General features: G+C 69.5%; 21 protein-coding genes. 11 read left to right on the top strand and 10 right to left on the bottom strand.

Annotation, left to right across the window (positions count from 1 at the left end; all coding sequences use genetic code 11):
• Positions 1-110 precede the first annotated feature (110 nt).
• Positions 111-818, top strand: a complete 708-nt coding sequence (locus ACFWZ1_RS00185) for an energy transducer TonB (RefSeq protein WP_439665010.1) — start codon at positions 111-113, stop codon at positions 816-818.
• 18 nt (positions 819-836) lie between these two features.
• On the opposite strand, the gene ACFWZ1_RS00180 is transcribed toward ACFWZ1_RS00185, so the two are convergent.
• Positions 837-1,634, bottom strand: a complete 798-nt coding sequence (locus ACFWZ1_RS00180) for an undecaprenyl-diphosphate phosphatase (protein WP_439665009.1) — start codon at positions 1,632-1,634, stop codon at positions 837-839.
• A 260-nt stretch (positions 1,635-1,894) separates the two neighbouring features.
• On the opposite strand from ACFWZ1_RS00180, the gene glnA reads away from it, so the two are divergent.
• Entirely contained in the window at positions 1,895-3,304 is a 1,410-nt protein-coding gene (glnA, locus tag ACFWZ1_RS00175) for a type I glutamate--ammonia ligase (RefSeq protein ID WP_439665008.1), read from the top strand.
• A gap of 70 nt (positions 3,305-3,374) precedes the next feature.
• Here the strand turns inward: glnA and ACFWZ1_RS00170 are convergent, their stop codons facing one another.
• On the bottom strand, positions 3,375-4,886 hold the full coding sequence (locus ACFWZ1_RS00170) for a DUF2235 domain-containing protein (protein ID WP_439665007.1): 1,512 nt from the start codon (positions 4,884-4,886) through the stop codon (positions 3,375-3,377).
• Positions 4,887-5,059: 173 nt separating this feature from the next.
• Between ACFWZ1_RS00170 and ACFWZ1_RS00165 the strand changes: the two genes are divergently transcribed.
• The 5 genes from ACFWZ1_RS00165 (at position 5,060) to ACFWZ1_RS00145 (ending at position 9,750) form a co-directional block, all read left to right on the top strand.
• The gene (locus ACFWZ1_RS00165; protein WP_439665006.1) at positions 5,060-5,950 is read left to right on the top strand and encodes a DUF3034 family protein; all 891 of its coding nucleotides are present in this window, start codon (positions 5,060-5,062) and stop codon (positions 5,948-5,950) included.
• 14 nt (positions 5,951-5,964) lie between these two features.
• The gene (locus tag ACFWZ1_RS00160) at positions 5,965-6,444 is read left to right on the top strand and encodes a group I truncated hemoglobin (RefSeq protein WP_439665005.1); all 480 of its coding nucleotides are present in this window, start codon (positions 5,965-5,967) and stop codon (positions 6,442-6,444) included.
• Between the two features lie 204 nt (positions 6,445-6,648).
• Positions 6,649-7,644, top strand: coding sequence for a two-component system sensor histidine kinase NtrB (locus ACFWZ1_RS00155; protein ID WP_439665004.1), 996 nt, complete (start codon positions 6,649-6,651; stop codon positions 7,642-7,644).
• 70 nt (positions 7,645-7,714) lie between these two features.
• Positions 7,715-9,088, top strand: coding sequence for a nitrogen regulation protein NR(I) (gene ntrC / locus ACFWZ1_RS00150; protein ID WP_439665003.1), 1,374 nt, complete (start codon positions 7,715-7,717; stop codon positions 9,086-9,088).
• Between the two features lie 197 nt (positions 9,089-9,285).
• Positions 9,286-9,750 (top strand): GNAT family N-acetyltransferase, encoded by a 465-nt coding sequence (locus tag ACFWZ1_RS00145; RefSeq protein ID WP_439665002.1) that lies wholly within the window; start codon positions 9,286-9,288, stop codon positions 9,748-9,750.
• Between the two features lie 18 nt (positions 9,751-9,768).
• Here the strand turns inward: ACFWZ1_RS00145 and ACFWZ1_RS00140 are convergent, their stop codons facing one another.
• Together ACFWZ1_RS00140 and ACFWZ1_RS00135 are read right to left on the bottom strand one after the other, a co-directional pair.
• A complete protein-coding gene (locus tag ACFWZ1_RS00140; RefSeq protein WP_439665001.1) occupies positions 9,769-12,291 on the bottom strand; it encodes a sensor domain-containing protein in 2,523 nt (840 codons plus the stop codon).
• Positions 12,292-12,452: 161 nt separating this feature from the next.
• On the bottom strand, positions 12,453-13,577 hold the full coding sequence (locus ACFWZ1_RS00135) for a hypothetical protein (RefSeq protein ID WP_231322463.1): 1,125 nt from the start codon (positions 13,575-13,577) through the stop codon (positions 12,453-12,455).
• 126 nt (positions 13,578-13,703) lie between these two features.
• On the opposite strand from ACFWZ1_RS00135, the gene ACFWZ1_RS00130 reads away from it, so the two are divergent.
• Together ACFWZ1_RS00130 and ACFWZ1_RS00125 are read left to right on the top strand one after the other, a co-directional pair.
• Positions 13,704-14,987: an acetyl-CoA C-acetyltransferase gene (locus ACFWZ1_RS00130; protein ID WP_439665000.1), complete on the top strand. Its 1,284-nt coding sequence runs from the start codon at positions 13,704-13,706 to the stop codon at positions 14,985-14,987.
• A gap of 16 nt (positions 14,988-15,003) precedes the next feature.
• Positions 15,004-15,519 (top strand): energy transducer TonB family protein, encoded by a 516-nt coding sequence (locus ACFWZ1_RS00125; protein ID WP_439664999.1) that lies wholly within the window; start codon positions 15,004-15,006, stop codon positions 15,517-15,519.
• Between the two features lie 122 nt (positions 15,520-15,641).
• On the opposite strand, the gene ACFWZ1_RS00120 is transcribed toward ACFWZ1_RS00125, so the two are convergent.
• The 5 genes from ACFWZ1_RS00120 to ACFWZ1_RS00100 all read right to left on the bottom strand — a co-directional run bounded on the left by ACFWZ1_RS00120 (position 15,642) and on the right by ACFWZ1_RS00100 (position 20,428).
• A complete protein-coding gene (locus ACFWZ1_RS00120; protein WP_439664998.1) occupies positions 15,642-17,531 on the bottom strand; it encodes a phospholipase D-like domain-containing protein in 1,890 nt (629 codons plus the stop codon).
• A 76-nt stretch (positions 17,532-17,607) separates the two neighbouring features.
• Positions 17,608-18,162, bottom strand: a complete 555-nt coding sequence (locus ACFWZ1_RS00115; RefSeq protein WP_439664997.1) for a YceI family protein — start codon at positions 18,160-18,162, stop codon at positions 17,608-17,610.
• A complete protein-coding gene (locus tag ACFWZ1_RS00110) occupies positions 18,162-18,632 on the bottom strand; it encodes a SixA phosphatase family protein (protein WP_231322452.1) in 471 nt (156 codons plus the stop codon). The genes ACFWZ1_RS00115 and ACFWZ1_RS00110 overlap by 1 nt, the downstream gene beginning before the upstream one ends.
• A gap of 8 nt (positions 18,633-18,640) precedes the next feature.
• The gene (locus tag ACFWZ1_RS00105) at positions 18,641-19,270 is read right to left on the bottom strand and encodes a ParA family protein (protein WP_231322450.1); all 630 of its coding nucleotides are present in this window, start codon (positions 19,268-19,270) and stop codon (positions 18,641-18,643) included.
• Positions 19,271-19,399: 129 nt separating this feature from the next.
• Positions 19,400-20,428, bottom strand: coding sequence for a hypothetical protein (locus ACFWZ1_RS00100; protein ID WP_231322448.1), 1,029 nt, complete (start codon positions 20,426-20,428; stop codon positions 19,400-19,402).
• Between the two features lie 162 nt (positions 20,429-20,590).
• Between ACFWZ1_RS00100 and ACFWZ1_RS00095 the strand changes: the two genes are divergently transcribed.
• The gene (locus ACFWZ1_RS00095) at positions 20,591-20,791 is read left to right on the top strand and encodes an antitermination protein NusB (RefSeq protein WP_231322447.1); all 201 of its coding nucleotides are present in this window, start codon (positions 20,591-20,593) and stop codon (positions 20,789-20,791) included.
• A 76-nt stretch (positions 20,792-20,867) separates the two neighbouring features.
• Here the strand turns inward: ACFWZ1_RS00095 and speE are convergent, their stop codons facing one another.
• Positions 20,868-21,719, bottom strand: a complete 852-nt coding sequence (speE, locus tag ACFWZ1_RS00090; protein ID WP_231322446.1) for a polyamine aminopropyltransferase — start codon at positions 21,717-21,719, stop codon at positions 20,868-20,870.
• Positions 21,720-21,981: 262 nt separating this feature from the next.
• Here speE and speA point away from each other — a divergent pair, with 262 nt between their 5' ends.
• Positions 21,982-23,862, top strand: a complete 1,881-nt coding sequence (gene speA, locus ACFWZ1_RS00085; RefSeq protein ID WP_439664996.1) for a biosynthetic arginine decarboxylase — start codon at positions 21,982-21,984, stop codon at positions 23,860-23,862.
• Positions 23,863-23,915 lie beyond the last annotated feature (53 nt).

The raw sequence follows: 23,915 nt of genomic DNA, 5'->3' as shown, positions 1-23,915 counted from the left end.
CCGTCGTGACACGGCCACTTCCCGCGCCCCGCCTTCGCCGGTGTAGGCTGCCGTCGCGTGCATGTGCCGGGGAGGGTGCAGGGATGAGGATTGGGCTGGCAAGCGGAGCCGTGCTGTGGGCCGCACTCATGCTGTCCGCAGGGACGGCACGCGCGGTCGATGGACAGGTGGTGCAGACGTATCACCTGCAGGCCGGATTGGACGTCGATACGGCCGGACAGGTGGCCCGGGTCGAGTTGCCCGGGGAGATTCCGGCCGTACTGAACGCGCCCGCCCAGGAGGCGATCAAGCACTGGCGCTTCAAGCCGCCCGTGCGGGCGGGCCATGCGGTCACGGCCCGTACCTATGCCTGGGTCGACCTGGTCTTGGTCAAGCGTCCGGACGGCAATTACGGCGTGGCCGTGCGCTACGTCAAGAATGGCCCGGCACTTGCGCTTCGGGCGCCCCGATGGCCGATGGAGCAGGGCGACGGGCGACTGACGATGGCGGCCACGGTGCAACCGGACGGGAGCCTGACCGACATCAAGCTGGTCGACTCCGAGTTCAGCAGTCCGCTCGCACGAAAACAGTTCGCGCTGGCGGTGCAAGAGGCGATACGCCACAGCCGCGCGCTGCCCGAGCTTGTCGACGGCAAACCCGTCGCCACTCGCATGCAGATCCCGGTCACCTTCAGGACGCGGAATCCGCCGGGCGTCGCCGAGGCCGAGGCCAACCGGCCGAAAGACCCTGCCGCAGACGCCCGCGAAACACCTGATCTCTCCGGGCAGGCCATCGCGCTGGACAGTCCGGTCCAATGGGTCGCTGGCCCGCCGGGTTGACCGGGCCGGCGGGAGGCTTCAGCCGCCCGAGGGCAACCACAGCAGCAGCGCCACGCCAAGCGCGATGCGATAGATCGCGAACGGGGTGAAGCGGTGCGTGCGGATGTAGCCGAGCAACCACTTCACCGCGGCGAAGGCGACGATCGCGGATACCACGAAGCCGACGATCAGCGCGCTCCAGTCCTCGTGCGCCGCGCCGCCGTTCTTCACGACCTTGAGCAGTTCGTAGCCGGTCGCCGCATACATCGTCGGGATGCCGACCAGGAAGGCGAACTCGGTGGCCGCGGCGCGGTTGCTGGTGCCGGCCAGCAGCGCGGCGAAAATGGTGGCGGCCGAGCGCGAGGTGCCGGGGAAGATGCCGGCGAGCATCTGCGCGATGCCGACCAGCACCGCGACCGTCCACGTCACCTCGCGCCGGTCCGGCTTGCGCGCGGCGACCGCTTCGGCGCCCAGCATCCAGAAGCCGCCGATGACCAGTGCCCAGGCGATCGGCGTGACCGTGTCGGGCAGGGTGAAGCCGAGCTTGACCGCGATGAAGCCCAGCACCGCGGTGATCAGGAACGCCACCGTGAGCTTGGCCAGGTAATCGCGGTTGGCCGGGTCGCGCCACTGCGTCAGCAATTGCCACAGGCGCTTCCAGTAGATCAGCGTCACCGCCAGGATCGCGCCGGCCTGGATGCCGATGTTGAACAGGTCCGAGCGCTGGCCCAGGCCCAGTTGCTCGGCGATCAGCAGGTGCCCGGTCGAGGAGATCGGCAGGAACTCGGTGATGCCCTCGATGATGCCGAGCAGGATGACGCGGATCAGGTCGCTCACTAAGGGCTCTCCGGCGAACGGTAAAGCGGCATAGCTTACGGGGAAGCGGGCACGGCGGCGTGAGGCCGAATTGACTCATCATGGTGCAATAAGTCGTGCCAAAGAGGTGCAACATGCCCGTGGGAGTGCACCTTGTGCGCGAGCGCGATCCCGCTCCGAAGCGCCATGGTGGTGGTGCACATAGTGCGCTCCCGCAGGGCGTCCGGCTGGCACGGGCATTGCAGTAACGCCCGCATCCTTTCCCGCTCCGAGGCTCGCCCATGACCGCCCAGAAAGTGCTCGACCTGATCGCCGAACACGACGTCGAGTTCGTCGACCTGCGCTTCGCCGACATGCTCGGCAAGCACCACCACGTCACCTTCCCGGCGCACGCCATCGACGAGTCGACCTTCGAGGACGGCAAGATGTTCGACGGCTCCTCGATCCCGGGCTGGAAGGGCATCAACGAGTCGGACATGGTGCTGTTGCCCGATCCGGACACCGCGCACCTGGATCCGTTCTCCGCGCACACGCAGCTGATCCTGCACTGCGACGTGCTCGAGCCCTCGACCATGCAGGCCTACGGCCGCGATCCGCGCTCGATCGCCAAGCGCGGCGAGGCGTTCCTGAAGTCCACCGGCATCGCCGACACCGCGTTCTTCGGCCCCGAACCGGAATTCTTCATCTTCGACTCGGTGCGCTGGCAGAACGACATGGGCCGCGTGTTCTACGAGATCGGCTCCGAAGAGGCGGCGTGGTCCTCGCGCTACAAGTACGACGGCCAGAACACCGGCCACCGCCCGGGCGTGAAGGGCGGCTACTTCCCCGTGTCGCCGGTCGATTCGCTGGGCGATCTGCGCGCGGACATGTGCAAGGTGCTCGAGTCGCTCGGCCAGGTGGTCGAGGTGCATCACCATGAAGTGGCCAACGCGGGCCAGTGCGAGATCGGCGTCAAGTTCAACACGCTGGTGAAGAAGGCCGACGAGCTGATGACGATGAAGTACGTCATCAAGAACGTGGCGCACCAGAACGGCAAGACCGTCACCTTCATGCCCAAGCCGATCGTCGGCGACAACGGCTCGGGCATGCACGTGCACCAGTCACTGGCCAAGGACGGGCAGAACCTGTTCGCCGGCGAGCTCTATGGCGGCCTGTCGCAGATGGCGCTGTGGTACATCGGCGGCATCTTCAAGCATGCCAAGGCGATCAACGCCTTCGCCAACTCCACCACCAACAGTTACAAGCGCCTGGTGCCGGGCTTCGAGGCGCCGGTGATGCTGGCCTATTCGGCGCGCAACCGCTCGGCGAGCTGCCGCATCCCGTACGTGTCCAGCCCGAAGGGCCGCCGCATCGAGGTGCGCTTCCCCGATCCGATGAACTCCGGCTACCTGGTATTCACCGCGCTGATGATGGCCGGCCTCGACGGCATCATCAACAAGATCGACCCGGGCGCGCCGGCCGACAAGGACCTCTACGACCTGCCGCCGGAAGAGGAGAAGAACATCCCGCAGGTCTGCGCCAGCCTGGACGAGGCGCTCGCCGCGCTGGACAAGGACCGCGAGTTCCTCAAGGCCGGCGGCGTGTTCACCGACGACTTCATCGATGCCTACATCGAGGTGAAGATGAAGGAAGTCACCGCCTACCGCGCCAGCACGCATCCGCTGGAATTCCAGATGTATTACGCGATCTGAGCGTGGCGAGATGGTTCGGCGGGACGGGCGCTTCGGCGCCCGTCTTTTTTTTGCAGGCTCCGCGAAGAGGTCAGGGTCGCTCGATCGCCAGCGCCACGCTGCCGTGGTTGTTGGCGTAGGCCTGCCAGGCGTCGTTGGCGTAGGCGTAGAGGTAGCCGCTGGCGGTCGGGGTGAAGCGGCAGCCCTCGCCGATGACGAAGGTCTCGCCGCGGTCGTCGCCTTCGCCATTGGCGACGAAGCCGATCAGTGCGCACCAGGGCGCCGACTCCACGCGGCGGGTGAACCAGAAGTCGCTGTCGCCGTGGCTGGCCATGTTGAAGACGTGCTCCATCGAGCCGAGGGCGGAGGCCGCCAGGCGCGCGATGTCGGAGGCATGGTGGCCATCCACTTCGCCGCCGGCGGGGGAAAACTTCGCGCTTGCATCGAGCCATTCGCCGGAGGCGCCGAAGCGGTAGGTGACACCGGCCTCCAGATACAGCCCGGTGGCGTTCCAGTGGGTGGAGGCGAACACGTCCATGCTCACGCGCGTGCCCGCGGCGAGCGTGCGGGTAGGCCAGTAGTCGCCCTGCGCAAGGGGTGGGTCGGCCTGTCGCGCGAGGGCGCTCGGGTGCAGGAGGCCGGCCAGCACACTGGTCCTGTCCATCTGCGCCACCGCCCGCGGCTGGTTGCGGCCGAGCTTGAACATCCCCTGCCGCGAATCGTGCAGCACGCCCTGCGGATCGGGCCGCAGCTGCGCGCGCGTGTTGTCCCGCAGCCGCAGGCCGCAGCCTGCCGCCTCGTCGAGCATCCACGCCAGCGCGACGTCGGGCAGCCCGGCCTGCGCGTAGCCGCCGCCGACGTCGCCGTGCACGCCGGGGAACCACACCTGGTGCACCCGGTCGGGGCGGCGAATATGGGTCCACAGCGTCGGCATGAAATCCGCGCGGCGCTCGTCCATCGCCACCGCATGGCGGGCGTTGGCGATCATCAGGCTGATTTTCGTGTCGTGGAACTGGTAGCGGCGCGGGTCGCCAATGAAGCGCAGCACCGACAGCTCCAGCGGGATACCCAGCGCGCCGACGGTGTCCCACACGCCCATGAAGTGCACGCCGATGGTGCCCGCCGTGGGCTGCCCGGGCGGTACGCCGTGGAAAGCCCATCCGTCCGGGTTGGCAAACGGCTTGCCGGAACGGTAGGCCTCGAACACCTGCTCCACGCGCGACCACACCTCGGCCGGGGCGAGCGTGGCGTCGGAAAGGTCCAGCAGGCCGCCATGGGCGAGCAGGCCGCCCAGGCTGCGCACGGTATAGGCGCCGCGGCTGAAGCCGAACAGGAAAATGCGGTCGCCCTCGTGGTAGCGCACCGCCAGCCACTGGTAGGCGCTCATGATGTTGCGCTCCAGTCCGGCGCCGGTGCCGCCGCCGACCATGCGGTCGAGCCAGCCGCCGTTGGTGCCCACGCCAGGGTGGTAGTAGGCCAGCTGTTGGTCGTCCTTCACCGCGGCGTTGTAGAGCTTGGCCACGTTGGTGGGCGCGGGCAGGCCCTGGTCGGTGTGTTCGAGGGTGTTCCAGGTGCCGTCGCAACAGACGATGAGTTGGGTCATGGCCGTGTCCTCCCCGGATCGCGCAGGACCGACCGTACGCCCGGCCGGGTGGCCGAACCGTCGTCGCCGTCGCACGCCGGCGTGCCCGGCGATCGACACCGCTGCATCCGATCGTGGGACGCGTCCGTAATTCCTCCGACGGCGCGCTCGCGTGCCACGGACGGGGAGACACCATGCAATACCAACGTGGGAGCCGCGCCCGCCTGCTCGGCGCACTTCTCGTCGCGGCGGCCGCACCGGGCCTGGCGATGGCGGACGATGCCGGCAGCAGCGGCAAGCTGTTGCTTACCGGTGGCGTGAGCCAGGTCGAGGGCGCCGCCGGCGGTGGCCTGACGCCGTGGGCGGTGATCGGCGGCTATGGCACGCGCGACCAGATCGGCGCGAATGCCTTCTACACGCGGGTGACCCTGCCCGACTACCACCTGGACGACGCCGGCGTGATGGTCGGCCTGTACAACCGCGTCGAGCTTTCCTACGCACAGCAGCGCTTCGATACCGAGGAAGTCGGCGCGGCGCTCGGCCTTGGCCGCGGCTTCACTTTCAGGCAGAACGTGGTGGGCGTGAAAGTGCGCCTGTTCGGCGACGCAGTGCTGGAGCAGGACAGCTGGCTGCCGCAGGTCTCCGTCGGCGCGCAGCACAAGAAGAACAACCAGGACGCGATCGTGAAGTTCGTCGGCGCCACGCGCTCGCAGGGCACCGACTACTACATCGATGCGACCAAGCTGTTCCTGGCGCAGAGCCTGCTGGTGAACGCCACGGTGCGTTTCACCAAGGCCAATCAGATCGGCATCCTGGGTTTCGGCGGCGACAGGCACGACGGGTACCAGGCCGAGCTGGAAACCTCGGCGGCCTACCTGCTCAGTCGGCAGTGGGCGATCGGCGCCGAATACCGCAGGAAGCCGGACAACCTCGGCATCGCCAAGGAAGACGACTGGTACGACGCCTTCGTCGCCTGGGCGCCGACCAAGCACGTGTCGCTCACGTTGGCCTATGCCGACCTCGGCCACATCGTGACCGGGGATCGTCAGCGCGGCCTCTACGCCTCCGTCCAGCTCGGCTTCTGACAAGGAACAGCCCCATGCTCAAGCAGACACTTCTTCCGTTGTTCCTTGCCGCCGTCCTCGCCGCCGGGGCGGCCCAGGCGCAGAGCGCCATGCCGGTCTCCCACCCGGTGGCCGATCCGGCCCCGCGCGACCCGGCGCTCAAGCCGGTGTTCGACCAGTTCGGCGGCAAGGCCGGCCTGGTCGCGCTGATGGACGACTTCATGGCCAACCTGATGGCCGACCCACGCACGCGGCCGTTCTTCGAGCCGGTCGACCGCGAGCACGTCAAAGCCGAACTGGTCGACCAGTTCTGCGTGATCCTCGATGGGCCGTGCACCTACACCGGCAAGAACATGGAGCGGATCCACCGCGGGCTGGACATCCATCGGAGCCAGTTCAACGCGCTGGTGGAAGACCTGCAGAAGGCGATGGACAAGCACGGCATTCCGTTCCGCGCCCAGAACAAGCTGCTGGCCACGCTGGCGCCCATGCATCGTGAGGTGGTGACGAAGTAAGCCCGGAGGCAACGCATGGGCGTTGGCAGGAGATCCTCCCATTCGAAAACCATGCTTGCCGGCAGCTGTGGCCCCAGCGCGCGACGCCCGCTGTGGCTCGTCGCGATAGCGCCAGCGTAGGTCGTCTCTCAGCCGCCTGTTCCAGGACCGGCTGGAGGACCGCGCGCCATTGCACCAACAAGGCGCAACACCCATCATGGTGCAATGAACGAGGCCGACTGGCGCGCATGGGCGGAGCAGGCGACGACCGGGCTGGGCCTGGTCGATGCGCAGTTGCGCCTGGCCTGGCTCAACCCCGCGCTCGCCGACGCGCTGGATCTGGGGCCGCGCCGCGCCATCGGCCAGTCGCTGGCGGCGTTGCTGGGTGAGCCGACGGTGGCGACCCTGGCGGCGCGCGCGCGCGACGAGCAGCGCGTCGTGCAATGGCGGGACCTGCGCCTGGGCGACCCGGAGCGGCGTGCGGACATCTCGTTGCAGCCGCTCGATGCCGAACGCCTGTTGCTGGAAGTGCACGTGCTCGCCCCACCCGCCGCCGAGAATTCCCCGGTGTCGGCCAGCCTGCGCGGCCTCGCGCACGAGGTGAAGAACCCACTGGCCGGCCTGCGCGGTGCGGCGCAGCTGTTGCAGCGGCGCGTCGCCGAGGCCGACCTGAAGGCGCTGGCCGGCATGGTGATCGCCGAAGCCGACCGGCTGGCCGCGCTGACCGACCGCCTGCTGCGTCCCGCCGGCGCGCCGCCGCGCGAGGGGCTCAACCTTCATGCGGTGCTGGAGCGGGTGGTGGCGTTGCTGGAGGCCGAGCCGTCGCCGCTGGCCGTCCGCCAGGACTACGACCCCAGCCTGCCGGAGCTGCGCGGCGACGCCGACCGGCTGCAGCAACTGCTGCTCAACCTGGCGCGCAACGCACGCGAAGCGGGCGCGCGAACCCTGACCTTGCGCACGCGCGCGGAGCATGGCGTTCGCGTGGGCGAACGGGTGCTGCGCACCGCGCTGCGGCTGGACGTAATCGACGATGGCACCGGCGTACCGGCCACCTTGCGCGACACGTTGTTCGAGCCGCTGGTGTCCGGTCGCGCGGAAGGCACCGGCCTCGGCCTCGCGCTGGCGCGCGAGATCGCGCACGCGCATGGCGGCGAGCTGCGCCACGCAGGCGCGCCGGGCGCCACCACCTTCACCCTGTGGCTGCCGCTGGAGCACGGATGAGCGGCGCGATCTGCCATTTCTCTTTTGCAGGAGCCCATGTGCGTGCTCCTGCCGTTGCGCGGGGTAGCCCATGACTTCCGAGGTCTGGATCGTCGATGACGACCGCAGCATCCGTTACGTGCTGGCCGAAGCGCTGCGTGAGGTGGGCCTGGGGGTGCGCGAATTCGGCGATGCGGCGGCGGTGCGAGCGGCATTGCGCGAGGCGCGGCCCGCGTTGCTGCTGACCGACGTGCGCATGCCGGGCGAGGACGGCCTGGGACTGCTTGCCGGCCTCCGCGCCGAGGGCATCGGCCCGGTGATCGTGATGAGCGCCTACACCGATGTCGCCACCACCGCGGCCGCCTACCGCGCGGGCGCGGTCGACTACCTGGCCAAGCCGTTCGACCTGGACCACGCGGTGGAAGTGGTGCGCCGCGCGCTGGCCGAACAGCCAGCGGCCCCGGCGGCCTCACTCGCCACGCCCATGCATGCGCTGCTCGGCGAAAGCGCGCCGATGCGCGAGGTGTTCCGCCTGATCGGTCGCGTCGCGGCGAGCGACCTCAACGTACTGGTTACCGGCGAGACCGGCACCGGCAAGGAACTGGTGGCGCGCGCGCTGCACGAGGAGAGCGCGCGGCGCGGCAAGCCGTTCGTCGCGCTCAACACCGCAGCGATCCCGAGCGAGTTGCTGGAGAGCGAACTGTTCGGCCACGAGGCGGGCGCGTTCACCGGCGCAGCGCGGCGCGTGGCCGGCCGCTTCGAGCAGGCCGAGGGCGGCACGCTGTTCCTGGACGAGATCGGCGACATGCCGCTGGCGCTGCAGACGCGCCTGTTGCGCGTGCTGGCCGGCGGCGAGTTCTACCGCGTGGGCGGGCGCGAGCTGATCCGCGGCAACGTGCGCATCGTCGCCGCCACGCACCAGGACCTGGATGCGCGCGTGGCGGCGGGTCAGTTCCGCGCGGACCTCAAACATCGGCTGGACGTGGTGCGCATCGAACTGCCACCGCTGCGCGCGCGCCGCGCGGACATTCCGGTGCTGGCCCGGCACTTCCTCGCCGCCGCGGCGCAGGAGCTCAAACTGCCGCCCAAACGGTTCGCGCGCGCGGCGCTCAAGGCACTGGAACAGCGCGACTTCCCGGGCAACGTGCGCGAACTGGAAAATCTGTGCCGCCGTCTGGCGGTAATCGCGCCCGGCGCCGAGATCCAGGCGGCCGAACTGGGCACGGCCGCCGCGCCGATCGCGGCCGGCGACTGGACCGGCGCCTTGCACGCGTGGGCGAGTGAAGCGCTTGCGCGCGGCGAAGCGGACATCCACGCGCGTGCCCGCGAGGCGCTCGATCGCACATTGCTGGAGGCGGCATTGGCGGCGCATGGCGGACATCGGCAGCACGCGGCGGCGGCGCTGGGAGTCGGGCGCAATACACTGACGCGGAAGCTGGGTGCATCGCGCAAGCGTTCCCGATGACAGGTCCGAGGCCAGCGTGCCCCACCCCAGCCCGCTCCCCGGAGGGAAGAGGGAGCAGGCTTGAGGGGGAGGGTGGAGCTGCGTGATCTGGAGCCCTTTTCCTTCAGGAGAACGGGCCGGGTGAGGGGCGGGGCTCGCGGGAACGCCGGCCTGCGCCTCGTGGTTGGCCGATAATGCCCGCCAGCACCGGAGGACCCATGCCCACACCCCCCACCATCCGCCCCGCCACCCGCGCCGATATCCCCAACCTGGTCGACTGGAACGCCGCCATGGCGCAGGAGACCGAAGCCAAGACGCTCGACCGTGCGGTGCTCGCGCGTGGTGTCGAGGGCGTGTTCGACGAACCGCGCCGCGGCTTCTACCTGCTCGCCGAGCGCAACGGCATGCCGGTCGGCAGCCTGCTGGTCACCTACGAGTGGAGCGACTGGCGCTGCGGCGACTTCTGGTGGATCCAGAGCGTTTACGTGGTGCCCGCCGCGCGCCGCGGCGGCGTGTTCCGCGCGCTGTACGCGGCGGTGCGCGACAAGGCGGAGGCCGCCGGCGCGGTCGGCCTGCGGTTGTACGTGGAAACGGAAAACGAGCGTGCCCAGCGCACCTACGCCGATCTCGGCATGGAACCCTGCCATTACTTCATGTACGAGGAAGCCCTGCCGCGCTCCTAGGCCGTAGCCCACCCGCGGTCACGGGGAATCCGACGCCCAGCGACGCAGGTGCTGTTCGGCCAGCAGCTTGCCGAAGGCTGTCGCGGTCATCGGCGCGCCGAACAAAAAGCCCTGCAGCTGTTCGCAGCCGGCGGTCCGCAGGTAGTCGGCCTGCGCCTCGGTCTCCACGCCCTCGGCGACCACGGTCTTGGCCAGGCTGCTCGCCATCGCGATGATCGCCTGGGTAATCGCCGCGGTGTCCGGATCGCTCTCCACGTCGCGCACGAAGGCGCGGTCGATCTTCAGCGCGTCGACCGGGAAGTGCTTGAGGTAGGACAGGCTGCAGTAGCCGGTGCCGAAGTCGTCCAGCGAAAGACGCACGCCGCAACGCTTGATGCGCTGGAGCAGCGCGATGGTGGCATCGCCGCCGGCCATCACGGTGCGTTCGGTCAGTTCCAGTTCGAGCAGGGCCGGGTCGAGCGCACAGTTGGCCAGCACCGCCTGCAGTTCGGCGAGGAAGGTGGCGTGCTGGAACTGCAGCGACGAGACGTTGACTGCGATCGGCACGCCCATGCCCTCGCGGTGCCATACATCGGCCTGGCTGCAGGCCTCATGCAATACCCAGGCACCGATCGGCACGATCAGCCCCACGTCCTCGGCCACCGCCACGAACTGCTCGGGCGGATAGCGCTCGCTGCCGTCGGCGTCGTACCAGCGCAACAACGCCTCGGCGCCGACGATGCGGCCGTCGATGGCATCCACCTTGGGCTGGTAGTGCAGCGACAGCTGCTCGCGCGCGATCGCCAGGCGCAGCTCGGCTTCGATGCGCCGGCGCAGCGACGCGCGTTCGTTCATCGAGGCGGTGAAGAAGCGATAGCTGTGCCGGCCGCCGACCTTGACCTCGTACATGGCGCTGTCGGCATTGCGCAGCAGTTCGTCGGCGTCGGCCGCGTCGTCGGGGCACAGGCTGATGCCCACGGACATGTGCAGCACCAGCTCGGGCAGGCCGGCCACCGTGGTGCGCTCGCCATGGGCGATCAACCGCTGTGCGACGCTGGCGGCCTGGCCGGGCGCTTCCACCTGCGGCAGCAGCACCACGAATTCGTCGCCGTGGTGGCGGCACAGGAGGTCGTCGTCGTGCAGCGCCTGGCGCAGCTGCTGGGCAAAAGCGCGCAGCACGCGATCGCCGTTGGCCGGGCCGTGCTGGTCATTGATCTGCTTGAAATGGTCGATGTCGATGTAGAGCAGGGCGCAGCGCTGCTGGCGGCGTCGCGCGGTCGCCACCGCCTGTTCGATCGGTCCCTGCATCTGGCTGCGGTTGGGCAGGCCGGTCAGCGTGTCGAGCTGGGTCAGGTGGATCATCTTCAACGCCAGCGCGCGGGTCTCGCTGACATCGCGGAACACCAGCACGCCGCCGATGGCGTGGCCGGCGTGGTCGTGGATCGGCGCGGAGGAATCCTCGATCGGCGTTTCGAAACCGTTGCGATGCAGCAGCACCGCCTTGCCCTCCAGGTCGACGATGGCGTTGCGCTCGATCGCCGCCCGCAGCGGGTTCTCCAGCGCGGTGCCGGTGCGTGCGTCGCGCAGGCGGAATACCTCGTCCATCAGTCGACCGCGCGCCTCGGCCGCGGTCCATCCGGTGAGGCCCTCGGCGATCGGATTGAGCGAGGTCACGCGCAGTTCCAGGTCGGCTGCGATCACCGCGTCGCCGATCGAGTTGAGCGTCACCTCGGCCAGCTCGCGTTCGCGGAACAGCGCTTCCTCGTATTGCTTGCGCTGGCTGATGTCCTCCACCTGCGAGACGAAGTAGAGCGGCTTGCCATGTTCGTCGCGCACCAGCGAGGTGCTGAGCTGGAAGTGCACGACATGGCCGTCCTTGTGCAGGTTGCGCTTCTCCATCTGGTAGGCATCGGTGCGGCCCTCGAGCATCTGCTCGATCTGCGCCAGGTCGTTGCCATAGTCGTCCGGGTGGGTGACGTCGGCGATGCTCAGGGTGAGGAATTCCTCCTCGCTGTAGCCGAGCATGCGGCAGACCGCCTCGTTAACGCGCAGGAAGCGGCCATCCGGGCGCACCAGCGCCATGCCGACGGCGGCGTGCTGGAAGGCGCCGAAGAAGCGCTGCTCGCTCTCGCGCAATTTCAGTTCCAGCGCGTGTCGTTCGGTGATGTCGATGAAGACGGCGAACACGCCGTGCACGCGACCCTGCGCATCCGCGTCGGGCTGGAAACTGGCGTGCATGTAGCGGTGCGCGCGGCCGGCGAACAGCACCCCGTCGACCGTACGGGGCTGGCCGCCCAGCGCCGCCTGCAGGGCCTCGATCGCGCGCGCTGCGCTGGCCTCGTCGAGCAGCTCGGCTACCGCGCGGCCGGCCAGGCCCTCGGGCGCCACGCCCAGCCAGCGCCGCGGCGGCTCGTTCGCGTAGCGCACGTTCAGGTCCGGATCGAAGTAGGCGATCAGCGCGGGCACGCCACGCAGTACGTACTCGGGCCAGTTCCTGACGGACTGGCCGGCATCGTCGGGCGGGTCGGCCAATGACTCGTCCGGTGAACGGGGTTGGTTCATGGACTCCCCCGAGCGCGCACCCCTGCTCTGGAGTCCATCATGCGCCTGCCGCCGGGTGGATGCCACAACCGGCCGGCCCCCGGTTTTTCCTGCCGGACGCACCTGTGCGCGCCCCCTGCGCGTCGCGGTCGCGCACGCGCGTTCCTGCACGCGGGACCAGGTCAGCGCCTCGACGGCGACGGTGCGGTGAGCCCGTTAGCGTCCAGTGCCACGTGACCCATCGCCTGCAGCGCGGGCTCGATGCCGTAGCGCGCAGCAAGGACCGCCACCAGCGGACCCAATGCCTGCGGCGCCAGTGGATAACCGTGCACGAGCAGGTGCGCGTGGCCATCGGCGCCGGCCTGGGCGGCGGTGATGGCCACGATGCCCAGGCCCGGCGCCTCGTGCGCGAACAGGGCCGGCGGTGCCAGTGCCGGGTCCGGTACGGCCATCGTTTCGAGCAACCAGCCCGCGTCCGCCTCGCCCTGTTCGAGCTTCAGCGGCAGGTGATGCGCCTGGAGCAGGGCGGCGTACTGGCGCAGCTCGAACACGAGCCCCGCGAAGCCGTGCGCACGATCCGCCGTCTCGCCAGGCTGGCGCGCCAGCCATGCCGAGGGTGCGCCCGCATGCACCGCACCCTCGGCATAGCGCAGCGGCAGCCCGCGCGCGCTGAGCGTGGCTTCGGGCTGGTACGGGGTGAGCAACGCGGCCTCCAGCAGGGTCCACAGCGGCGCGAGGTTGACGTGCTCGTATTGCACGCAGGTCAGCGCGAGCAGGTCGTTGCGGCTGAGGTAACGGGCGTGCTCGAGCTGCACGCCGAGCGTGCGCATCAACCAGTCGGCGGTGCGCGCGCCGGCTTCGCCGCGGCCGACGAGTTGCACTTCCATGTCCTGGGCCAGGTCCCGGGCAAGCGCCTCGGGCGCCAGCACCGACAGCGGCAGCAGGCGCAAGGCACCACCGGCGTGCCCCGGCTCGGGCACCAGCGTCGGCGCCGGCATCTGCTCCTCGTGGCTGCCGAAGGCCACGACGTTCTCCAGATGGCCGCGCGGGACGCGGCGGGCCAGGTCGTCCAGCGTGGCCCACACCGGGAAGCCCGGACGCAGCAGTTCGACCGGATCGAACAGCGCGCCGGCCAGCGCCAGCCGTGCCTCGCCAATGCGCGGCACCAGCGCGTGCAGGTCCTCGGCAATCAGCGCAGCCAGGGCATCGGCCTGGTCGCGGCTGAGCGTCATGGCCGCGGGCGAGGAACCGGGCGAACATTCCAGCGCGAGTACCGCAGGCAGGGCGATCAGCGGCTGCGCATCCATCGGACATTCCAGACAGCGGGGAACCGTCGATTATACGGAGCGCCCCCCGTTCACGCTTTTGGGCTTCCGCCGCATGGGCCTGCGGGTTAGCCTTTGGAGATTCCAGACCCCAGGACCGCCCTCGACATGGAAACAACCACGAAGCGCGTCGGTGTAATCGGCGGTGTGCGCATCCCGTTCTGCCGCAACAACACCGCCTACGCCGACGTCGGCAACTTCGGCATGTCGGTCAAGGTGCTCGGCGCGCTGGTGGAACGCTACGGACTGCACGGCGTGGAGCTTGGCGAGGTGGCGCTGGGCGCGGTGATCAAGCATTCCTCGGACTGGAACCTCGCGCGCGAGGCGCTGCTGAGCTCGGGCCTGGCGCCGACCACCCCGGGCATCACCACCGCGCGCGCCTGCGGCACGTCGCTGGACAACGCCATCATCGTCGCCAACAAGATCGCGGTGGGGCAGATCGAGGCCGGCATCGCGGCCGGGGCCGACACCACGTCCGACGTGCCGATCGTCTACGGCGAGCGCCTGCGCAAGCGGCTGCTCTCGATCAACCGCGCCAAGGGCTGGCAGGACAAGCTTGCCGCCGCCACGCGGGGCTTCTCGCTGGGGGAGCTGAAACCCTCGTTCCCGGGCGTGGCCGAGCCGCGCACCGGCATGTCGATGGGCGATCACTGCGAGAAGATGGCGCGCGAGTGGCACATCGGCCGCGAGGCGCAGGACCGGATCGCACTGGAGAGCCACAAGAAGCTCGCCGCCGCCTACGACGCGGGTTTCATGGACGACCTGGTGGTGCCTTTCCGCGGGGTCAAGCGCGACAACATCCTCCGGCCCGACACCAGCATGGAGAAGCTGGCGACGCTCAAGCCCGCGTTCGACCGCAGCTCCGGCCACGGCACGCTGACCGCCGGCAACTCCACCGCGCTGTCCGACGGCGCCGCCGCGGTGTTGCTGGCTGGGGAGGACTGGGCGGCCAAACGGGGCCTGCCGGTGCAGGCGTGGGTGCGCGATGCGGAGGTGGCCGCGGTCGACTTCGTCCATGGCGAGGGCCTGCTGATGGCGCCGACCGTGGCGGTGGCGCGGCTGCTCGCGCGCAACGGCCTCACGCTGCAGGACTTCGATTTCTACGAGATCCATGAGGCCTTCGCCGCGCAGGTGCTGTGCACGCTGCGCGCCTGGGAGAACGCCGACTACTGCCGCAACCGGCTCGGCCTGGATGCGCCGCTGGGCGGCATCGATCCGGCCAAGCTCAACGTGCACGGTTCCAGCCTGGCTACCGGCCACCCGTTCGCCGCCACCGGCGCGCGGCTGGTCGCCACGCTGGCCAAGGAACTGGCGCAGAAGGGCAGCGGCCGCGGCCTGATCTCGGTGTGCACCGCCGGCGGCATGGGCGTGGTCGCGATCCTGGAGCGCTGAGGTCCAGCGTGTCGCCATGCCGCGCCTGCGCGTCACCACGATCCTCAGCGTGCTTGGGTTGTTCATCGGCATCCTGGGCACCGACTGGTTGAGCGGTTTCACCGACGACTGGACCGGACCGCCGCCGCGCGCGGCGGCAAGCGTCGTCGCGCCGCGCCGTCACACGCCGCTTCGTCATCGCGCGCACACCGCGCCGCGCGTGATCGGCGCGCAACCGGAATCGGAAACCGTGGCGCATCCGGCGCCGACGCTGCCCGTGGAACTGGTGCCGCTCGATACGCCGCCGGGCCCTTCCTCGTGGGCCGAACTGCGTGGCCACCTGGACGGCCGCGTGGTGCTCGAGATCGACACCGACGGCGGCGGTCGGGTCAAGGCCGCCGGCATCGCACGCTCCAGCGGCGACCCGGTGCTCGATGCGCACGCACTGGCCACGGTCAGGCGCTGGCGCTTTGCAGTACCGGCCGGCGCCACCGGCGTACAGGGCGAACTGCCGATGCGCTTCGACAGCACGGCGCCGGCCACGCCACCTTGACTCGATCCCCTTCGCCGCTCCCGTGAGTGGGTCGGGCTCAAGGAGTGGCTCTCGTGTCATAACGCCGTGCGGGATCGCACCTTTACCTCCGCCCCCTTCGCGGCGAGGGAATCGAGACGTCGCTACAGAATTCCGCTTGCGCTCGACCCGAACGCGGTGATCAGCCGCGTGTAGATCAGCTTCGGCGAGAGCGCCACGTCCGGGAAATCACCGACCGGCTCGTAACAGCTGTAGAACGCCGGGTCGCTGGGTCGCATCGGTGTGCAGCCGGCCTTGAGCTGGTAGCTGGTGGCGTAGCGGTAGGGCCAGAAGTCGAACAACGGCAGGCTTTCGGAAAGATCGCCGATGGCCTGGTTGAGCTTGGTCAGCACCGGCACTACCGGCCGTCGGGGCGCGATCACCCAGGCGTTCTGTGGCTGGGTGTCGCGCAGGATCGCGTGGCGCAGCTGTTGGGCGAAGCGCTGGTCGTAGACGATCACGCCGGCCTCGGTGTTGTAGTGGTCCGAGCGTGGGTCGAAGTTGTGCGAGCCGACCATCGCGAATCGATCGTCGACCACGATCGACTTGGCGTGCAGGGCGAAGCGGCGCCCCTCGCTGACCAGCGGCGCCGGGCGCTGACTGCTGCCGTGGCTGCCGAGCAGGCCGCGGCTTTCGGTGCCGACGTAGCGCTGCGAGGCATCGCGCGCGGGATCGCCACTGGCGTGCTCGCCGTCGCCGACCCATTCCAGGCTGGCAAACGCGTTCGCGGCCGCGGCATCGGCGGCATGCGGCTTGAGCTCGTAGATCTCGAAGCCGTAGTCCTTGAGGTAGCGCTTGCGGTGCTTGTAGGACACCGCGTAGACCGCGAAGGCATCGGTGGACGCGAGCGAGTTGGTCGACACCACGATGCGCGGCGGGGGGGTTGCCTCGTGCAGGCGCTCGAACAGGCGGCGCGCGCGGCGGCTCAGTACCAAGTAGGGCGTCTGCAGCACCACCTCCTGGCGCGCCGCACCGACCATCTGCATGACGTGCGCGGTGAACTGGCGAGCCTGCCGCTTGAGCGGCTGGTCGGTCTTGGCAGGCAGGTCGCTGAAGAACTCCACCGCGTCGGTCTGCAAGCTATCGGCCAGCACGTGCGCGCGCAGCCAGGCATCGTCGCTGGCCTCCTGCTCCACCCGATAGACGCGCTGCGGATGGTCGTAGTTCGGCGCCGGCCAACCGGGGGCGGCCGGGTGGGCCAGGATGTAGTGGTTGACGTCGCGCAGATGGGTCAAGGGCACGGCACGCTTGTGCCGCCAGAACAGTGCAAAGCTCCTGGCCATCGCCTGCGCGGCGGGACCGCCGACCAGCACGTCGCGGTCGACGTAGTCGAAATCGTCGTCCCAGTCGAAGTAGCGGTTCTGGTAATTGCGCCCGCCGGTGATGCCGGCCGTGTCGTCCACCACCAGTACCTTGTTGTGCATGCGCTGGTTGAACTTGAAGAAGCAGCAGGCGATGCCGGCGGCCCACTCCAGCGGCGAGGTGGTCGCTTCGTGGAAGGTCGGGTTGTACAGCCGCACCTGGAGGTTCGGGCTGGCGCGGGCGAGGCGGTCGAGCAGCGCCAGGTCGCCGAAGGAGGACAGCTGGTCGGCCAGGATGCGCACCTGCACGCCGCGGCGGGCTGCCTGGACCAGTTCGTCCAGCACCAGCTGGCCGGCGTCGTCCCGATCCCAGATGTAGGTCTGCACGTCGATCGTGCGGCGTGCGCCACGGATCAGATCCAGCCGCGCCACCATCGCCGGCTCGCTGTCGCCGAGCAGCGCGACCAGATGGCGCGGATGGCCGGGCGTGGAGGCGGCCAGGGCCTGCCGCGCCCCCTCGAGCAGGGGCGAGGGCCTGGCGCAATGGTCGGCGCGGTCGCAACTGGAGGTGGTCGGCGTGGTCGCCGCGACCACCGCGTCGGCGCGGCGGATCTGCGCGCGCGACAGCGTGCAACCCTCCAGCAGTGCGGTGGCGACGAACAGGATGATCAGGGTGAAATGGCGCAGCGGCATGCCGCGCATGATACGGGGGCGGCCGCGCACGTCGAGGCATGCGCGACCCGGTTCAGCCGCGACGCGGCGCGCGCCTTTAGTCCGGTGCGCGCGTGATCGCAATCGCAAGCGCGAGCTGCACGTGGTCCGAGAGCACGGTGCGATGGCCGCGCATGCCGAACGCGCTGCGCTCGAGCTCCCCGCGCGCCTCGATCATGCAGGCGTCGGCGGTGCAGCGCGCCGGCAACAGTTCGAAGCGCACCGGACGGGTCACGCCGCGCATCGTCAGCTGCCCCTCCAGCGCACCGCCGTCGTCAAGCGCACGGCGTGGCACCGGCTCGGAGACGAAATGCAGGGTCGGGTACTGCGCGGCGTCGAAGAACTCCTCGTCGAGCACCCAGTGGCGCAATCGCTGCGAGTCCATCGCAAGACTGTCCACCGCGACGCTGGCGTCGACCACCACACGGTCGTCTCCACGGGGCTCGACGGTGCCGGCGACCGATTCGAAACGGCCGTGGATCGTGTGCAGCCAGAGCAGGCGCACGCCGAAATCGACGTGCGAGGGTGGGCTCTGGAGGTGCCACACACGCTTGGGCGCGGCATGGACGGCGAAGGCGAGGACCAGCAGAACGGCCGCGACAGGCAGGCGCATCAGGGCGACCAGAATGCATCCAGCCGCGCGTTGCCCGGCTCCAGCGCGCCCTGCAGGTGCAGCACCGCCAGTCCCGCCGGGGGCATGCCGCGGAACTCGTCCGAGCGGCCTTCCACCAGCAGCGCGACCAGCCGTTCGATACCCGGGTTGTGTCCCACCAGCAGCACGCAGCGCGCGTCGGCGTGCTGGTCGAGCAGGGCCAGCAACTCGCCCGGGGTGGCCTCGTAGACCTCCTCAGCGAGGCCGACCGCGGCGTCCGGCACCAGCGCGCGCATCGCCAGTTCGGCCGTGCGGCGGGTGCGCAGGGAAGGCGAGCACAGGACCCGGTCGGGCCGCGCGCCGTGGGAGGCGAGCCAGCGGCCGGCCGCGAGCGCCTCCTGTTCGCCGCGTGGGCTGAGCGAGCGGTCGTGGTCGTCGTCGCCGGTTGCCGGTTGGGCCTCGGCATGTCGCAAAAGAATCAGTTCCTGCATGGCATTCCTCAATGTTGGCGCTTGAGCCAGCGCAGCAGCGGCAGCCAGTCCTGTTGCTGGCTGCGCACCTGTTCGGAGTGATAGTCGAAGATGCCCTTGCCCAGCGCGGTGAGCAGGACGTAGGCCTGGCTGTCGCGCAGTTCGGCAACGACCGGGAAGGAAGAGGACTCGGCCAGTTGCGCCAGTGCATCCTGGCTGGCGTGGGTCCAGGGCTTGAGGCGGTTGCCGACCAGCGCCACCGGCAGTTTGCCGCGCTTGATCCGCGGGACGGCCGCGAGCAGATCGAGGAAGCCGAGTGTCGCGTGCAGGTCGAACGAGGAAGGCAGCACCGGCACCAGCACCGCGTCGGCGACCTCCAGCAGCGGTTCGAGTTCGCGCTCGCCACTGCCGGCAGGCGTGTCGATCAGTACCCGTTCGGTATCCGGCGGCAGCCTGTGCAGGCCGCGACGTCCTTCCAGGCCCAGCACCCCTGGCATGCCGTCGGGTCGAAGCGCGGCCCAGCGGAAGCTCGAGCCCTGGCGGTCGGTGTCGACGATCGCGGTGTGCTTGCCCTCCTGCGCCCAGTGCGAGGCCAGCTGGGTGACCAGCGTGCTCTTGCCGCAACCGCCTTTGCTGCATGCCACCAGCACGGTCAGCATCGGATCGCCCCTTTTCGCCAAAGGTGAGGCAAGCGTAGCTGGTGGGCAGGGGAACCGCGAGTAGCGCGGAGCCGGGCAAATTCCGGAGGGACGCGATGCGTTGGATGCCCTCGCGTTGAGAGAGCCGGGTCAGTGCGCGTCGTCTTCCGCCTTGTGCGGCTTCCAGTCGGCCGGCGCCGTCGTCGGCATCCCGGCATCGCGCAGTGCGGCCAGGATCAGGCTCATCTCGGTGCCGCCGTGGCGGGCCAGCGACAGGAGATGCTGTGCCTGCGCCTTGTCGGCCTGCGCCCGAGCGGCCAGCTGGGTGAACTGCTGCACCTGCCAGATGAGGTCGCGGCGCTCGCGCTGGGCCTGCGCGCGTTCGTCCCCGTCGCTGGCGAGCACCTCGCGCAGGTGCAGGCCGAGCGAGCGGGCCAGCGGACTGGAACCCCATTCCAGGGTCTTGCCGAGCTGGCGGCAATCGGCGGTCAGCGCCTGGTCCTCGCCGGCCGCCTGGCACAGTTCCGCGGCGGCGCGCAGGCCCGGCTGCGGCTGCGTGCCCGCGACGCCGAAAACGATCATGGCCTGCACGCCGGCCGCGCCGGCGCCGGCGTGCGGGTCGAGCGTGGCATCCGGGGGCGGCAGCACGCTTACGCCGCTGGCGAGCGCCTGCAGGCTGGTACCGGTGTAGTCGTCATAGAGCTTGGCTTGCGCGGCGTGGGCCAGATCCGCGCGAGCGTCGTCGCGCTTGTCGTTGCGCAGGTCCTGGCCGAGCTTGAGCAGCCACACGGCCGCGTTGTCCGGCGCTTGCCCGACCAGTGCCGAGAGCGCGTCGGCATTGGGGCAGGCATCGGCCTTGGCGTCGCAGTCGGCCAGCTGGACCCAGCGTTGGGCCGGACCGTGGCCCGGTGCGGCCACCGCGCGGGCGATCAGGCTGTGGAAGTCGTTCCACTTCGGCTGGTCGGGCAACGGTCGCGCGAGCAATGCCGCGCCAAGCAGCGGCAACGCATCGGCACGCGGCGCCAGCACGCTGACCAGGTCGCGCTGGAAGGCGACCAGCGCCTTGGTGCGCGCTTCCTGCGCGGAGGCGTGGGCCTTCTTCGCCAGTGCGGGCGACGGCGCGATGCCGACGCCGACCGTGCAGACTAGGGCAAGGGCGAGTTGACGCAGTCCCGGCATCGCGTTCTCCTTGGGGCGAAATGAAGCGGCAGCATAGCCGGCATGGATTAAGCCAGCCTGATCCGCCGGCCGGCGCGACGCGCACGGGCGGGTGGGGATGGTTAGCATGGTCGCTTCCCCGACGCGCGCTTGCGTGCACCCCGCAACGACCGGAGAGATGCCGTGAATTCGTTTAGCAGTTTGGCCGATGCCCAGGCCGCGCCGTGGTTCGTCGGCTGGGGCACGCTGGCGCTGATCAACGCGGGTTTGGCCCAGGGCAAGAACCGCAGCGGCCTGCTGTGGTTTCTGCTGTCGCTGGTGCTCGGACCGATCGCCACGCTGGTGCTCGTGCTGGTGCCGAAGGTGCGCCAGAAGATGTTCTGACCCGATCCCGCAGGGCGGGCTTCAGCCCACCGTTGCGGTAGTGCGGGATGGTGGGCTCAAGCCCACCCTGCGGCCACTATTCGCCCAGGGACTCGCGCATGAATTCGGGCTGGGCCAGCGCCGCGCGATGCGTATCGGCGTTGTAGTAGCGGGTCGGGAAACCCTTACTGATCGCGCCGCGCTCGCGGAAGCCGGACAGGTCCGCGCCCTTGCGCGCCATCGTGCAGCTCCACCAGCCGGTCGGGTAGCACGGCTGCGGGAAGGTCAGCGTCTTGACCGCGCCGAAGCCGGAGGTGCGCATGGCCGAGCGCATCGACTTGATCAGCTCCAGGTGCGCCAGCGGCGATTCGCTCTGTTGCACCAGGATGCCGCCGTGGCGCAGTGCCTTGTGGCAGCTGGCGTAGAAGGCGGCGTTGAACAGGCCCTCGGCCGGGCCGACCGGATCGGTCGAGTCGACGATGATCAGGTCCAGCGAATCGGGCTCGGCCTCGGCCATGTACTTGATGCCGTCGATGAACAGCAGCTCCGCGCGCGGGTCGCCGTTGGATTCGCACAGCTCGGGGAAATACTGCTCGGCCAGGCGCGTCACGCGCTCGTCGATCTCCACCTGCGCGGCGTGCTCGACTTCCTCGTGCTTGAGCACCTCGCGCAGCGTGCCGCAGTCGCCGCCGCCGATGATCACCACGCGCTTGGCGCGCGCATGGGTGAACAGCGCCGGGTGGGTCATCATCTCGTGGTAGAGGAAGTTGTCGCGGCTGGTCAGCATCACGCAACCGTCGATCACCATCAGGTTGCCCCAGTCGGTGGTCTGGTAGACCTCGATGGTCTGGAACGGGGTCTTCTCCGCATGCAGCAGTTTTTCCACCCGGAAGCCGATGGAAGAGCCGGAGGCCTGGTGGGCCTCGGTGAACCAGCTGAGTTGCGACATGGTGCTGTCCTGCATGGGGAGACGAGAAAAGAGCGGCATTGTAGCGGCAACCGTGCGCACGCAATGTGCGCGTTGACCACCTGTTGCCACCGACCGCCGCTACAATGCGCCCGGGCCGGCCACGAGCCGCCCTCGAGAGCCTGACCGGCCCCGCGGCGTGCGAGGCTTCCGGCCGGTGGGCCTTCTGCTCGATCGAGCAATGCGTCAAGGCTCGCCGCTGCGACGTGCATGGATCCCGTTTGCCTTGAAGGAGACCCTTGCCATGTCCACGTCCTGGACCGTCGACGACGCCCGTCAACTGTATGCCGTGCCCTACTGGAGCGACGGCTACGTCGACATCGATGCCCAAGGCGGCATCGTGATGCGCCCGCGCGGCGCCAACGGCCCCTCGCTGTCGCTGCCGCAGATCGTCGAGCAGGCCCGCGCCCAAGGGCTGCGCCTGCCGCTGCTGGTGCGTTTTCCCGACATCCTGGCCGATCGCCTCAAGCGCATGCAGGGCGCCTTCGCCCGGGCGATCGGGGAGACCGGCTACGCCGGCGGCTACACCGCGATCTTCCCGATCAAGGTCAACCAGCAACGCGGCGTGGTGCAGGAACTGGTTGCCGCGGGGAGCGAAGGCTTCGGCCTGGAGGCCGGCTCCAAGCCCGAGCTGATGGCGGTGCTGGCGCTGGCGCGGCCGAACTCGATCGTGATCTGCAACGGCTACAAGGACCGCCAGTACATCCGCCTGGCGCTGATCGGGCGCAAGCTCGGCCTGCGCGTGTTCATCGTGATCGAGAAGCTCTCCGAGCTCGGGCACGTCATTGCCGAAGCGAAGGCGCTGGACGTCGAGCCGCTGCTGGGCGTGCGCGTGCGCCTGGCCTCGATCGGTGCCGGCAAATGGCAGAACACCGGCGGCGACAAGGGCAAGTTCGGGCTTTCGCCGGTGCAGGTGCTTCAGCTGGTGGCCGCGCTGGACACGGCGGGCCTGAAACACACGCTCAGGCTGCAGCACTTCCACATGGGTTCGCAGATCTCCAACGTGCGCGACATCGCCAACGGCATGCGCGAGGCGACGCGCTATTTCGTCGAGCTCTCGCGCAAGGGCGTGCCGCTGGACATCGTCGACGTCGGCGGTGGCCTGGGCGTGGACTACGAGGGCTCGCGCTCGCGCAGCCACAACTCGATCAACTATTCGATGGAGCAGTACGCGCTGACCATCGTGCAGTCACTGGCCGACGCGGTGGCCGCCGAAGGCCTGCCCGCGCCGCATATCCTCACCGAGGCCGGTCGCGCGATGACCGCGCACCACGCCGTGCTGGTGTCCGATGTGACCGAGGTGGAGGAGGTGCCGACCGGCGCGCTGCCGCCGCCACGCGAGGGCGAGCCGACCGTGCTGCGCCACCTGCGCGAAGTGCATGCCGCGCTGGGCAACCGCCCGCCGCTGGAGCTCTACCACGAGGCGCAGCACCACCTGGCCGAGGGGCAGTCGCTTTTCGCGCTGGGCCAGCTCGGCCTGTCCGATCGCGCGCGGCTGGACGAGCTGTTCTACCTGGTCGCCAACGCGGTGCGCGGGCGCTTGTCGCCTGCCGACCGCGCGCATCGCGCCTTGCTGGACGAGCTGGACGAGAAGCTCGTGGACAAGTATTTCCTCAACTTCTCGGTGTTCGAGTCGGTGCCGGACATCTGGGCCATCGACCAGATCTTCCCGATCGTGCCGGTCACGCGCCTGGGCGAAGCCCCCACCCGACGTGGCGTGATCGTGGATCTCACCTGCGATTCGGACGGCCGCATCGACCACTACGTGGACGCCGAGGGCGTGGACGTGAGCCTGCCGCTGCATCGCCCTCGCCCGGGCGAGGACTACTGCCTGGGCCTATTCATGGTGGGCGCCTACCAGGAGACGCTGGGCGACATCCACAACCTGTTCGGCGACACCGACGCGGTGAACGTGCGCGCCAACGGCGAAGGCTACGTGTTCGACCATGTGCGCCGCGGCGATACCACCGACGTGATGCTCGACTACGTCGGGTACGACCTGGCCGCGCTGCGGCACAGCTACCGGGAGCGCATCGCGGCGGCGGGGATCGAGGGCGAGCCGGGCGACGCGCTGTACCGGGACCTGGATGCAGGGCTCACCGCGTACACCTACCTCGCCGACTGAGCTCCAGGTGGGGCAGCGCGCGGCCGTGGACTCCCGGTCGCGCGCAGCTGCGC

The organism is Frateuria sp. GZRe14, assembly GCF_051900395.1.
GTDB lineage: Bacteria > Pseudomonadota > Gammaproteobacteria > Xanthomonadales > Rhodanobacteraceae > Frateuria_A > Frateuria_A edaphi.
Note: the sequence above shows the minus strand (reverse complement) of the source record. Positions and strands in the feature narration are given on the sequence as shown.

Excerpts from the sequence above, each read along its gene's own strand:
- glnA (WP_439665008.1), top strand. The coding sequence starts at position 1,895 with ATGACCGCCCAGAAAGTGCTCGACCTGATCGCCGAACACGACGTCGAG.
- ACFWZ1_RS00170 (WP_439665007.1), bottom strand. The coding sequence starts at position 4,886 with ATGACCCAACTCATCGTCTGTTGCGACGGCACCTGGAACACCCTCGAA.
- ACFWZ1_RS00165 (WP_439665006.1), top strand. The coding sequence starts at position 5,060 with ATGCAATACCAACGTGGGAGCCGCGCCCGCCTGCTCGGCGCACTTCTC.
- ACFWZ1_RS00160 (WP_439665005.1), top strand. The coding sequence starts at position 5,965 with ATGCTCAAGCAGACACTTCTTCCGTTGTTCCTTGCCGCCGTCCTCGCC.
- ACFWZ1_RS00155 (WP_439665004.1), top strand. The coding sequence starts at position 6,649 with ATGAACGAGGCCGACTGGCGCGCATGGGCGGAGCAGGCGACGACCGGG.
- ntrC (WP_439665003.1), top strand. The coding sequence starts at position 7,715 with ATGACTTCCGAGGTCTGGATCGTCGATGACGACCGCAGCATCCGTTAC.
- ACFWZ1_RS00145 (WP_439665002.1), top strand. The coding sequence starts at position 9,286 with ATGCCCACACCCCCCACCATCCGCCCCGCCACCCGCGCCGATATCCCC.
- ACFWZ1_RS00140 (WP_439665001.1), bottom strand. The coding sequence starts at position 12,291 with ATGAACCAACCCCGTTCACCGGACGAGTCATTGGCCGACCCGCCCGAC.
- ACFWZ1_RS00135 (WP_231322463.1), bottom strand. The coding sequence starts at position 13,577 with ATGGATGCGCAGCCGCTGATCGCCCTGCCTGCGGTACTCGCGCTGGAA.
- ACFWZ1_RS00130 (WP_439665000.1), top strand. The coding sequence starts at position 13,704 with ATGGAAACAACCACGAAGCGCGTCGGTGTAATCGGCGGTGTGCGCATC.
- ACFWZ1_RS00125 (WP_439664999.1), top strand. The coding sequence starts at position 15,004 with ATGCCGCGCCTGCGCGTCACCACGATCCTCAGCGTGCTTGGGTTGTTC.
- ACFWZ1_RS00120 (WP_439664998.1), bottom strand. The coding sequence starts at position 17,531 with ATGCCGCTGCGCCATTTCACCCTGATCATCCTGTTCGTCGCCACCGCA.
- ACFWZ1_RS00115 (WP_439664997.1), bottom strand. The coding sequence starts at position 18,162 with ATGCGCCTGCCTGTCGCGGCCGTTCTGCTGGTCCTCGCCTTCGCCGTC.
- ACFWZ1_RS00110 (WP_231322452.1), bottom strand. The coding sequence starts at position 18,632 with ATGCAGGAACTGATTCTTTTGCGACATGCCGAGGCCCAACCGGCAACC.
- ACFWZ1_RS00105 (WP_231322450.1), bottom strand. The coding sequence starts at position 19,270 with ATGCTGACCGTGCTGGTGGCATGCAGCAAAGGCGGTTGCGGCAAGAGC.
- ACFWZ1_RS00100 (WP_231322448.1), bottom strand. The coding sequence starts at position 20,428 with ATGCCGGGACTGCGTCAACTCGCCCTTGCCCTAGTCTGCACGGTCGGC.
- speE (WP_231322446.1), bottom strand. The coding sequence starts at position 21,719 with ATGTCGCAACTCAGCTGGTTCACCGAGGCCCACCAGGCCTCCGGCTCT.
- speA (WP_439664996.1), top strand. The coding sequence starts at position 21,982 with ATGTCCACGTCCTGGACCGTCGACGACGCCCGTCAACTGTATGCCGTG.